Source organism: Streptomyces sp. NRRL B-24085 (assembly GCF_001282115.1).
GTDB lineage: Bacteria > Actinomycetota > Actinomycetes > Streptomycetales > Streptomycetaceae > Streptomyces.
This window is the reverse complement of the sequence record NZ_LJBR01000537.1, coordinates 1-11,373: the sequence shown is the minus strand read 5'-3', so window position 1 is coordinate 11,373 and position 11,373 is coordinate 1. Positions and strand designations below refer to the sequence as shown.

Annotated in this window: 8 protein-coding genes; 5 read left to right on the top strand and 3 right to left on the bottom strand. The window is 72.1% G+C overall.

What is annotated here, in order from left to right; genetic code table 11:
- Positions 1–423 precede the first annotated feature (423 nt).
- On the top strand, positions 424–2,205 hold the full coding sequence (locus AOJ26_RS38870; RefSeq protein WP_053853055.1) for a S8 family peptidase: 1,782 nt from the start codon (positions 424–426) through the stop codon (positions 2,203–2,205).
- Positions 2,206–2,295: 90 nt separating this feature from the next.
- On the opposite strand, the gene AOJ26_RS38865 is transcribed toward AOJ26_RS38870, so the two are convergent.
- Complete coding sequence (locus AOJ26_RS38865; RefSeq protein WP_053853054.1) at positions 2,296–2,958, bottom strand: ScbR family autoregulator-binding transcription factor; 663 nt, start codon at positions 2,956–2,958, stop codon at positions 2,296–2,298.
- A 146-nt stretch (positions 2,959–3,104) separates the two neighbouring features.
- On the opposite strand from AOJ26_RS38865, the gene AOJ26_RS38860 reads away from it, so the two are divergent.
- From AOJ26_RS38860 to AOJ26_RS38845, 4 genes are all read left to right on the top strand, one after another.
- Positions 3,105–4,031 carry a ScbA/BarX family gamma-butyrolactone biosynthesis protein gene (locus AOJ26_RS38860; protein ID WP_053853053.1) on the top strand — a complete coding sequence of 309 codons (927 nt, stop codon included), beginning with the start codon at positions 3,105–3,107 and terminating at the stop codon, positions 4,029–4,031.
- A gap of 70 nt (positions 4,032–4,101) precedes the next feature.
- Positions 4,102–4,752, top strand: coding sequence for a ScbR family autoregulator-binding transcription factor (locus AOJ26_RS38855; protein WP_053853052.1), 651 nt, complete (start codon positions 4,102–4,104; stop codon positions 4,750–4,752).
- A 102-nt stretch (positions 4,753–4,854) separates the two neighbouring features.
- Positions 4,855–6,006: a damage-control phosphatase ARMT1 family protein gene (locus AOJ26_RS38850; protein WP_053853051.1), complete on the top strand. Its 1,152-nt coding sequence runs from the start codon at positions 4,855–4,857 to the stop codon at positions 6,004–6,006.
- Positions 6,007–6,079: 73 nt separating this feature from the next.
- Entirely contained in the window at positions 6,080–6,832 is a 753-nt protein-coding gene (locus tag AOJ26_RS38845) for a class I SAM-dependent methyltransferase (protein WP_053853050.1), read from the top strand.
- On the opposite strand, the gene fxsT is transcribed toward AOJ26_RS38845, so the two are convergent.
- Together fxsT and AOJ26_RS38835 are read right to left on the bottom strand one after the other, a co-directional pair.
- A complete protein-coding gene (fxsT, locus tag AOJ26_RS38840) occupies positions 6,790–10,056 on the bottom strand; it encodes an FxSxx-COOH system tetratricopeptide repeat protein (RefSeq protein ID WP_053853049.1) in 3,267 nt (1,088 codons plus the stop codon). The two genes, AOJ26_RS38845 and fxsT, sit on opposite strands and share 43 nt — an antisense overlap.
- A 63-nt stretch (positions 10,057–10,119) precedes the next feature.
- A partial coding sequence (locus tag AOJ26_RS38835) for a cytochrome P450 (RefSeq protein ID WP_053853048.1) occupies positions 10,120–11,373 on the bottom strand: 1,254 nt, incomplete at its 5' end.

Below are 11,373 nucleotides of genomic sequence, written 5' to 3'. Positions count from 1 at the left end.
GCGGCGGCCGCCGCACTCGTACGACGGGCGGTTGTCCAGGGCATCCGGGCCATCCGGAACGCCTCCTCGGGCGGCGCGGGAACGACGGGCTTCCGTGCAGTACGGGCCGCGACCCCCGCGCGTTCACCGATACAGCGGGTCGTCCGCCGGTGTGCGGACGCGGGCAAAGGGGCCATCGACGGTCAACCGGCCATCGCAGAGGGTCGGTTCCCGGCCGGATCAAGGGTTTCCCCTGTATCCCCATGACCTGCTCTTTGCCTATCGTTCGACCACAGCGGACCCACAGGCAACCCCGAACGGGTCCCGCTTCCCCGTCTTGGCCGGCCCCCGCGCGCTCCTGGCTTCACCCCCCGCCGCTTCACCGACGAAGCGATTCGACTGCTGCTCCGCGCTGCCCGGAGCACGGCCCCGAAAGGCAAACCCTTGCGTACCTCCTCCTCCCTGCGCCGGAAGCTGATATCCGCCGCCACCGTCTCCGCCGCCCTCCTGTCCGTCGGCACGGCCTCCGTCGCCGTCGCCCAGGACACCCCCGCCCAGGAGACCGCCGTCCCGGCCGCGCTCACCGAGGCCGCCCCCGGCGTCCAGGCCGAGCGCCTCATCGTCGGCTACAAGTCCGGTGCCGCCGAGGCCACGTCGAACAAGGCCGCCGAGGCCGACGCCGCCGCCAAGGACGCCGACTTCCAGCGCAGACTCGGCACCGGCGCCGCCCTCATCGACCTGGGCGCCGACCCCAGCAAGGCCGAAGTGGCCGACACTGTCGCCGAGTTCAGGGCCGACCCGCAGGTCGCCTACGTCGTACCGGACCGCCTCAACAAGCCGCAGGCCGACCCGAACGACACCGAGTACGCCAAGCAGTGGGACCTGTTCGAGGCCACCGCGGGCATGAACGTGCCCGGCGCCTGGACCAAGTCCACCGGCACCGGCGTGACCGTCGCCGTCATCGACACCGGCTACGTCACCCACTCCGACCTCGCCGCGAACATCGTCGCCGGCTACGACTTCATCTCCGACACCGCGGTCTCCGTCGACGGCAACGGCCGCGACAGCAACCCCGCCGACCCGGGCGACTACTACGCGGCGAACGAGTGCGGCGCGGGCATCCCGGCCTCCAGCTCCTCCTGGCACGGAACCCACGTCGCCGGCACGATCGCCGCGGTCACCAACAACAGCAAGGGCGTCGCGGGCATCGCGTACGGCGCGAAGATCTCCCCTCTGCGCGTCCTCGGCAAGTGCGGCGGCTACGACTCCGACATCATCGACGCCATCACCTGGGCGTCCGGCGGCACGGTCTCCGGCGTGCCCGCCAACACCAATGTCGCCAAGGTCATCAACATGAGCCTCGGTGGCGACGGCGCCTGCACCTCGGCGACCCAGACCGCCATCAACAACGCCGTCAGCCGCGGCACGACCGTCGTCGTGGCCGCCGGCAACGACAACGAGAACGTCTCCGGCCACTCGCCGGGCAACTGCAACAACATCATCTCGGTCGCCGCGACCAACCGCTCCGGCGCCAAGGCCTCCTACTCCAACTACGGCTCGCTCGTGGACATCTCGGCGCCCGGCGGCCAGACCAGCACCGGCACCGCCAACGGCATCCTGTCCACTCTCAACTCCGGTGCCTCGACGCCCTCTTCGGAGTCGTACGCCTACTACCAGGGCACCAGCATGGCCACCCCGCACATCGCGGGCCTGGTCGCGCTGGTGAAGTCCGCGAACTCCACGCTGACCCCGGCGCAGATCGAGACCGCCATCAAGAACAACGCCCGTCCGCTGCCCGGCGCCTGCTCCGGCGGCTGCGGCGCCGGTCTGGCCGACGCGGCGAAGACGGTGGCGGCCGTGAGCGGCGGTACGACGACGGGGACGACCTTCTCCAGCACCACCGCCGTCTCCATCCCGGACAACGGCTCGGCGATCGAGTCCCCCATCACCGTCAGCGGCCGCAGCGGCAACGCCCCCTCGGCCCTCCAGGTCGGCGTCGACATCACCCACACCTACCGCGGTGACCTGGCGATCAGCCTGGTGGCCCCGGACGGATCGGTGTACAGCCTGAAGGCGGCGAGCTCCTCGGACTCCGCCGACAACGTCAACACCACCTACACCGTCAACGCCTCCGCCGAGACGGCCAACGGCACCTGGAAGCTCCGCGTCCAGGACACGGCCGCGCAGGACACGGGCACGCTCAACGGCTGGAAGCTGACCTTCTGAGCGAACTCCCGCGAACGAGGGGGCCGGCCGGTGCGGATGGGGCACCGGCCGGCCCCCTCTCGTGCGGCACCCGTGACAGGGCCGCCGCGATCAGGCCTCGGCGCCCACCAGTTCCCGGTCCTCAAGGGATGCCAGCAGCCGTGCCCCGCGGTCGGGCCGGCTGTCGAGGCCGATCAGCAGTCCCGGCACCGCGATGCTCGGCAGCATGTGGGCCCACATCACGGAGATCCGGTGCCCGAGGTCCTCCCGCCCGTGCAGCGCCCGGGACATCAACTGCACCCCGGCGAACGCCCCGACCAGCAGGTCGGCCGTGTCCCGAGGCTCCACCGTGGGCAGCAACTCACCCTGGTCGCGCGCCACTTGCAGCAGGCTCACCAGCTGGTCGCTCCACTGCCGGAACGGCCCCGTGTGATCCACGCCGGGCGGCGCGCACTGGTCCACCGTCAGCCGCACGCTCCCCTTCAGCAGGGAGTTGGTCCGCAGCCGCTGTCCGAAGACGAACGTCATGTCGACGATCTCCTGCAACTTGCACGGATGCGGCGGTACCGCGCCCAGCGACAACTGCTCGTCGAGCACCGCCTGGGCGAGGGACTCCTTGGAGGGGAAGTGGAAGTACAGGGCCCCTTTGGTGACGTCGGCCCGCTCCAGCACCATCGCGATGGTGCTCGCGGCGTACCCGTGCTCGTCGAAGACGGCGCCCGCGGCCTCCACGATCGCCCTGCGTGTCCTGATGGCGCGCTCCTGTCTCGCCATAAGAACCCCTCCCCTGCGCCACGTTCGGATCTCGTCCGGTCTCGATCAGGTCTCATTGAAAACAGACCGGAATCCCTCGTACTCTATCGCTCACCGGCACGGGCACCTCACCGTCCGTCATCGCTTCGGAGGAACGAGGGGGAAACATGCCAGACTTACGGCGGCTCGCGCAGGCCCGGCCCGGCCCCGGACCTCTGACCGCGACCGTACCCCGGGAGTTCGTGCACCGCGTGGCCGTCGCGGAGATCCTCCTCACCGGCTGGACCAGGACCGACGCGGACCGGTTCACCATCACCGCCCAGTGGCCGCGCGCCCATCAGTTGCATGTGTCCCCTGATCGTTCCGCATATGAGCCGCTGCTGCTTGCAGAAACGGTCCGCCAGTGCGGGGCGCTGCTCGCCCACGCGGCCTACGAGGTCCCCCTCGACCACTGTTTCGTCCTCCAGGAACTGCGGGTGGACACGCGCCCGGAGCACCTGGCCGTCGGCGCCGTCCCCGCCGAACCCGTCGTCGACATCACCGTCAGGGAGGTCCGCCGCCGCGCCGGCCGCCCGACCGCCCTGCGCTACGACGCCGCCGTACGTCTGGGCGGTGAACAGGTAGGGACCGGTCACATCGCCGTGACCTGGACGAACGCGTCCGTCTACCGTCGACTGCGCGGAGGGCGCACCACCGACGTCGGCGCCCTGCGGCTGCCGCGACCGCTGCCGGCGCCGCTGCCCGCCGACACCGTGGGACGGGCCCTCGTCGCCGACGTCCTCCTCTCGCCCACAGGCCGCCCCGGCCGCTTCCGGCTCCGCGTCGACACCTCCCACCCCGTCTTCTTCGACCACCCCCTGGACCACATCCCCGGCATGCTCCTCCTGGAGGCCGCCCGGCAGGCGGTACGGGCGCACGGCGGGCCGGAGCGCCGGGTGCCGGCGTCGTTCCACGCCACGTTCCAGCAGTACGCGGAGTTCGACGAGCCGGTCTGGATCGAGGTGAGCGAGGAGGACGGCACCGACGTACAAGTCGTCGCGCGGCAAGGGGAGTCGGTGGTCTTCGCCTGCACGGTGGGCGCCGTCGCAGGGTGAGATATCGTGTACAGGGAGTAAAAAACAAACGGCATGACCCGTTCTTTTCCGTACCAGGAGTGTGCAGTCGATGCCGAGGCAGTTACGCGCTGAACAGACCCGAGCGACGATCATCACCGCCGCCGCCGATCTGTTCGACCGTCGCGGCTATGAATCGACCAGTCTGAGCGACATCGTCGCGCACGCCCAAGTCACCAAAGGGGCGCTGTACTTCCACTTCGCGGCCAAGGACGATCTCGCGCACGCGATCATGGAGATCCAGTCGCGGGCGTCGCGACAGCTCGCGGGCGACGTCGACGCCCGGGGGTACACCTCGCTGGAGGCGCTGGTCCGCATCACCTTCGGGATAGCCCGGCTGTCGGTCGAGGGACCGGTGCTCCGGGCCGGACTCCGGCTCGCCACGGGCGGAGTGGAGGTGCGTCCGCCGCTGCGGCACCCGTTCACGGAGCTGCTGGACATGGCCACGGGCAAGCTGCTGGGGGCGGTCAAGGAGGCCGATCTGCACCCGGACACCGATGTGGACGCGGTGGCCCACTCCCTGGTGTGCTTCTTCGTCGGGACGCGAGTGGTGGGCCGGCACCTGGAACCGCTGGGGCGCCAGCCGCGGCGGCTCGCCGAGATGTGGCACGTGATGATCCGGGGGCTGGTGCCGGTTCCTCGGCGGGCCCGCTACCTGGCGCTGGTCAGCCAGTTGGAGCAGGAGGCCCGCAGCGGCGGCTGAACGCCGTCGTCGCCGGCAGGGACCGGGCGCAGGTGCGGTTTCACCGCGTGGGCGCACCGGGTCCGAGACCTGTCCCGTCCCCCGGGTGACTACAGTCGCGGCATGTCCCGCAGCGCAGACGTCATCCTCGGCAACGAACCCGGCTCCTTCCCGCACGGCGTGCTCGCCGAGCGGCACCCCGCGATCATCCGGCAGGTCCGGGAGAGCTTCCCGTACGGCCCCACGCAGCACCGCGCCCTCGACGCGCTGCTCGAAAGCTGCACCAAGGGCGTGATCGAGCCGCTTCCCGGCGGGGCGTGGGGGGAGTGGGGGATCGACGCCTGCGCGGGGCGCTCCTGGTTCGACGTGCCGTGGCTCTGGTCCGAGAGCTACTTCTACCTCCGACTCCTCGACGCCGTCGGGTACTTCGGGGACGGGCCCTGGGCCGGCATCGACCCCTTCCGGCCCTCCAAGCTCGCCGAACTCGACTCCCGCGAGACCGACGAGGAGCTGGCCGCGCTGGACGGACTCGCCGCCCTGCCCGCCGAGGAGCAGTGGACGGCCCTGCTGCACGGCTCGCTGTGGGGGAACCGGGCCGACCTCGGGTTCCGGCTCTCCGACCAGGCCGCCGAGGGGCGGGACGCCGTACCGGACCTGGTCACCGACGACAGCGACCGCCTCCGGACCCTGCTCGACGGAGCCGGCACCCTCTGCCTGATCGCCGACAACGCCGGCCGCGAACTGATCCCCGACCTCCTGCTGGTGGCCCACCTCCTCGAACACGGGCGGATCGAGCGGGCCGTGCTGCACGTGAAGCCGTACCCCTACTATGTCTCCGACGCGACCACCGCAGACGTGGTCGACGCGCTGCGCCGGCTCGTGCGGGCACCGGGGGAGGCCGCGGCCTACGGGCGCCGGCTGTGGGACGCCATGTCCGACGGGCGGCTCGACGTCCGCGCCCACCCGTTCTCCTGCGCCCCGCTGCCGTACGCGGACATGCCCGCCGACCTCCGCGCGGAGATCGGCGCGGCCTCGCTCACCGTCCTGAAGGGGGACCTCAACTACCGGCGCCTGGTGGGCGACCGGTGGTGGGCCCCGACCACGCCGTTCGCCGACGTGACCGCGTACTTCCCGGGGCCGGTGGCCGCCCTGCGGACCCTGAAGTCCGACGTGGTCACCGGGCTCGACGGGCGTACCGAGGCCGCGCTGGTCGAGGCGGAGGGGCAGCGCTGGCGGACGAGCGGGACCCACGCGCTCATCCAGGTCCGGCCCTGAGGAGAGTTATGCTGCCGAGTCGTACCGGTGGGCTGCCATACGTCCCGCCGACGGGCAGCGAAAGAGGACGTCATTGACCCCGCGGTACCTGAGCAATCCTGGGGAGCCCGTCTACGACGTGGACGCACGGCGCTATCTCGACGTCACGGACGCCCGCGACGAGGCCGACCTGCACGACGTGTTCACGGACATCTACCGCACCAACCGCTGGGGTTCCGACGAGACCCGCTCCGGGCCGGGCTCCGAAGTGCAGCGCATGAAGCGGGTCATCGCGCAACTAGGGGCGCTCATCGCTGACTTGGGCGTCCGCTCGGTCCTGGACGCGCCGTGTGGCGACCTGAACTGGATGCAGCACGTCGACCTGCACGGCGCCTCCTACCTCGGCGGGGACGTCGTCGAGGAACTCGTCACCGCCAACCGCGCCCAACACCCCGCTCCGGGGCGGGAGTTCCAGCTCCTCGACTTCACCGCGCAGCCCGTGCCACGGGTCGACCTCATCGTCTGCCGGGACGCCCTCGTGCACTTCTCCTACCAGCACGTGGTGGAGGCGCTGACCCGTTTCCGGGAGAGCGGCTCGCGCTATCTGCTCACCACGACCTTCTCCCGGACGTCCGCCAACACGGACATCGTCACGGGCTGGTGGCGGCCCATCAACCTCCGGCTGGCGCCCTTCGGGCTGCCGGAACCGCTGCGGGTCATCGGCGACGAGGAGTCCGACGACTTCTACGACGACAAGGCACTCGCCCTGTGGGACCTCGCACAGATCCCCGCCCGCTTCCCGGGCTACGAGCCGGTGGCCGCCGAGTCGGGATCCCGGGGCGCCTGATCCTCGGTACGCAGTCGGGAGAGGGCCTCCCGGGCGGCCAGGGTCCGCGGATGCCGTAACCCCAGCACCTCCTCGCAGGCCGCCCGCACCTCCCTGAACTCGGCCTCCGCCGCCTCCGGTTCGCCCTTGAGGCACAGCAGGTCGGCCAGGTTGTGCCGGACCGACAGGGTCCCCGGATGCCGGGGCCCGAGCGTCTCCACGCAGTCCGCGAGCACCGTCCGGTACTCCGCCTCCGCCTGCTCGACGTGCCCGCGCAGATGCAGGACGTGCGCGGCGCCGTGCCGCACCGACAGGGTGAGCAGGTGCTGCTCGCCGAGCACGGTCCGCCGGGCCTCGTAGACCTCCCTGAACTCCTGCTCCGCCGCGGCGAGCCGGCCCTGGTCCTTGAGCAGGTCGGCGAGGTTGTGGCGGACCGCCAGCGTGCCCGGGTGCCGGGGACCCAGCGTCTCCACGCAGTCCGCCAGGACCGTGCGGTACTCGGTCTCGGCCCGGTCGGTACGGCCCCGCAGGTGCAGGACGTGCGCGGCGCCGTGCCGCACCGACAGGGTGAGCAGGTGCTGCTCGCCGAGCACCTCCCGGCGCGCCGCGTACACCTCCCTGAACTCGGCTTCCGCTGCCTCCAGTTGGCCCCGCTCCATCAGCAGGTCGGCCAGGTTGTGCCGGACCACCAGGGTGTGCGGGTGCATGTCGCCGAGCAGTCTGCGCTGGACCTCGAAGACCTCCCGGAACTCGCTCTCCGCGTCGGTGGGCCAGCCCCGGTCGCGCAGCACGGTGGCCAGGCCGTGCCGGGCGGCCACGGTCTCCGGGTGGTCCTCGCCGTAGGCGTCCGCGCGCAGCCCGAGCACCGCACGGAACTCGTGCTCGGCCTCCACGAGCAGGCCGCGGTCGCGCAGGACGTCCGCGAGGTCGTGGCGCACGGCGAGGGTGATCGGGTGCCGCTCGCCCAGCACGTCCGCGCACACCCGCAGCGTCTCCCGCAGCTCCTGCTCGGCCTGCCGGAACATCCCGCGCTCGTGCAGCACCTGGGCCATCTCGTGCCGGGTGACCAGGGTGTCGGGGTGGTTCGCGCCGAGGGTCTCCCGGTAGGCGTCCAGGAGCAGCCGGTACTCCTCCTCGGCCTCCGCGAGCAGCCCACGGTAGCGGGCCATCCAGGCCACGCCCTTGCGGGCTGCGAGGGTCCGGGGGTCGCGCTCGCCCAGCAGGGCCCGGCGCGTGGCGTGCACCGCCCGGTACTCGGTCTCCGCCTCCACCGGGCGCCCCCGGCCGTTGAGCAGGTTCGCGAGGGCGTACCGCGCGTCGGCGGTCTCGCAGGCCGCGTCACCGAACAGGGCCCGCGTGTCCTCCAGCACGCTGCGCAGCAGCGACTCCGCCGCCGGCAGTCGGCCGCGCAGATGGAGCAAGTGGGCCGCCGCGGAACGCACTTCGAGCGCGTCCGGGTCGCGGGGGCCGCACGCCAGCACGACCGGCTCGCACGCCCCGAGCACCTCCTCGGCCCGGTCCAGCCAGCCCCGCCGGATCAGATGCCGGGCACCGGCCGCGGCGGCCCGCAGCGCCTTGGAGACCAATTCGTCGGCCGCCTCGTACGGGTCGCCGATGAGGGCCAGTGGGGCGTCGCAGTGCGGGAGCAGCAGCCGCCAGCGCGGCCAGTCGCGTGGGTCGTCCTCGCTGAGCTCGGCGGTGGCGCAGACCACCAGGTCGGCCACGACGGCCGCGTACTCGCGCATGTGCTCGGCGAGGTCCCGCTGGAGCCGGCCGGCGTCCCGGACGAGCGGATGCATCAGCAGGGTGCGGGTGTGGTCGTCGCCGCCGGGCGGGGTGTGCAGCTCGATCAGCCCGAAGTCGGCGAGCGAGGTGAGCGCGGTGTACAGCTCCTGGGGGGTGACGCCGGGCAGCAGCGAGGAGTCCGCCAGCCGGTCGGGGCGCAGCAGGTCCACCAGCGGCACCGGCGCCTCGCCCAGACAGCACAGCAGCCGCATCAACGGCCGGGCCTGGACGATGCCCCGCCGCTCCAGGAGGTCCAGCGACAGTTCCCAGGTGCCGGTCACCGGCACGGAGTAGTTGCTGCCCTGTTGCCCGGGCGGGTGCTCGTCGAGGAGTTCGGTGAAGCGCTCGTCGAGGGCCACGCGGTAGTCGGCGTACGTCCGCACGGTCGTCGTGCCCGGCCAGGCGGGGAACGCCGAGGCCGCCGCGAGATGCGAACCCGCGATGCGCAGTGCCAGCGGCAGCCCGCCGAGCCGCCGGGTCAGCAGCCGGGCGTCCTCACGGGAACCGGCCCGCTCCCCGGCCAGGTCCCACAGCACCTCGGTGGCGTCGTCCTCCTCCAGGGCGTCGACCGAGTGCAGCGTGGCCCACGGCCCCCACGTCGTCGGACTGCTGTCCCGGCTGGTGATCAGCACCAGCCCCGGGAGCTCCGCCGCGGGCCGGATCCAGCCTCTGCCCTCCGCCAACCGGCCGTAGGGCGCGAGGTGTTCGGGCTCGTCGGCGTTGTCCACCACCAGCAGCCAGGGGCTCGCGGTGTCGCACAGCCGCCGCCACAGCAGGTCGGTCGCGCTGGAACGCCCCGACCAGGCACGGTCGATGAGGTCGGCGGGGGTGCCCAGCGCGGCCACCACCTCGCGCATCCCGGCGCTCAGCGTGGCGGGGTTCTTCGCCGTCACCCACCACACGTCGACGTTCAGCGCGGCGGCGTAGGCGGCGATCTCCAGGGCGACGGTCGTCTTGCCGCTCCCGCCCATGCCGTGCAGCACCCGTACGCCCGAAGTCGGTTTGCCCACAAGCTGTTTCAGCGTATCCAGGAGTGCCTCACGGCCCCGCACCCGGCGGTCGAGCCGGCCCAGGGGAGGCGCGACGGTCAGCGCACCCGGGGCACGCACGGGCTCCAGCGGGGCCTGGGCGTGCTGCACCTGGATGAGGACCGGGCGCGCGAGAGCGGAGAACTCCTGCACGAACTCGCTCAGCAGACCGGACAGCGCCGGGTCCTGGGCGAGCAGGCCGCGCAGGGTGGTGTCCCACTCCTGCCGCTGCTCCCGCAGCAGGATCTCCTGCCGGGCGGGCGGTGCCGCGTCGAGCGCCGCGCGTGCCCGGTCCAGCCGCTCGACGTCCTCCCGGCGCAGGAACCGTGCCATCCGCTGCCGGGCCGCCTGCCACGCGTCCGTGGTCATCAGCCCGACCATCGTGCCCGCTGCCGCGGCGGCGGTCTGGGTGAACAACTCTGCCCCGAACATCGAGGACCCCCTGTCGGCACACACCTCGACGGTTACGTCCGAACCCCTCTCGTTCCCAGGTTCTCATGTCACCTGGACGCGCAGGGACTTGATTCCGTTGATGAAGTTCGACACGAGACGTCGGGGCGGTCCGGCGACCCGCGGCTCGGGCAGCGCGCGCAATGCCTCCCGGTAGAGAACGCGCAGTTGGAGCCGGGCGAAGTGGGCGCCCAGGCAGACGTGCGGGCCGTCCCCGAAGGACACGTGCGGATTCGGTGTGCGGGACGGGTCCAGCGTGTCCGGCGCCTCGAACGCCCGCTCGTCGCGGTTGGCGGAGGCGTGGAGGACGACCACCTTGTCACCCGCGCGCACGCGCTGCCCCGCGAGCTCCGTGTCGCGCACGGCCGTACGGCGGAAGGTGAGCACGGGCGGGTGCCAGCGCAGCAATTCGTCGACAGCCGTGGTGAGTTGCCCCGGGTCGGCGCGCAGGCTCCGGTACACCGCGGGGTGCTCGGCGAGCGCCAGCAGCCCGCCGGGTGCCGCACTGCGCACGGTGTCGTTGCCCGCGACGGTGAGCAGGAAGAAGAACATCTCCAGTTCTCCGTCGACGAGTTCGCCGTCATGGGCGAGCGTGGTCATGACGTCGTCGGCCGGGTGCCGCTTCTTGTGCGCGGCCAACTGGCGGGCGTACCCGAACATGTCGGCCAGCATCGCCGGCGAGCGCGGATTGACCGGCCTGCCCTCCCCGTCGAGCTCTCCGGGACCGGCTTCGTCCGGGTCCTGGTAGCCGATGACCCGCTGCGTCCAGTGCAGGAGCAGCCCCCGGTCGCTGTCCGGGACCCCCAGCAGATCGGACAGGTTGAGCAGGGCGTAGTCGTCGGTCACGGCGGAGACGAGGTCGACGGTGCCGTCCGTGGCGCGGGCGGTGCGCAGCGCGGCGGCGAAGAGGCCCCGTGCCCGCTCCTCGGCCACCGCGGCGAACCGGTCGACCCGGCCAGGGGTGAAGGCCCGGCTCACCGTGCGCCGCAACCGGCCGTGCTCCGGCGGGTCTTGATTGAGCATCATGCGCCGGATGAAGGGCAGGTCGGCTGGATCGGGATCGCGGATCTGGGTCGCGCCGAGGTGCGAGGAGTACGTCGTCGAGTCCTTGAGCACCCGCACCACGTCCGCGTGTCGGCTCACCGCCCAGAAACCCGGCCCGGCCGGCCAGCCCAGCACCTCCGGTTCGTCCTGCCAGGCCACCGGGTGGTGGTCGCGCAGGACGCGATAGGCGTCGTAGGGAATCGCGTCGGCGTACTGACGGGGGTCGAAGACGTCGGGGACGGGCGGGGCCTGGCG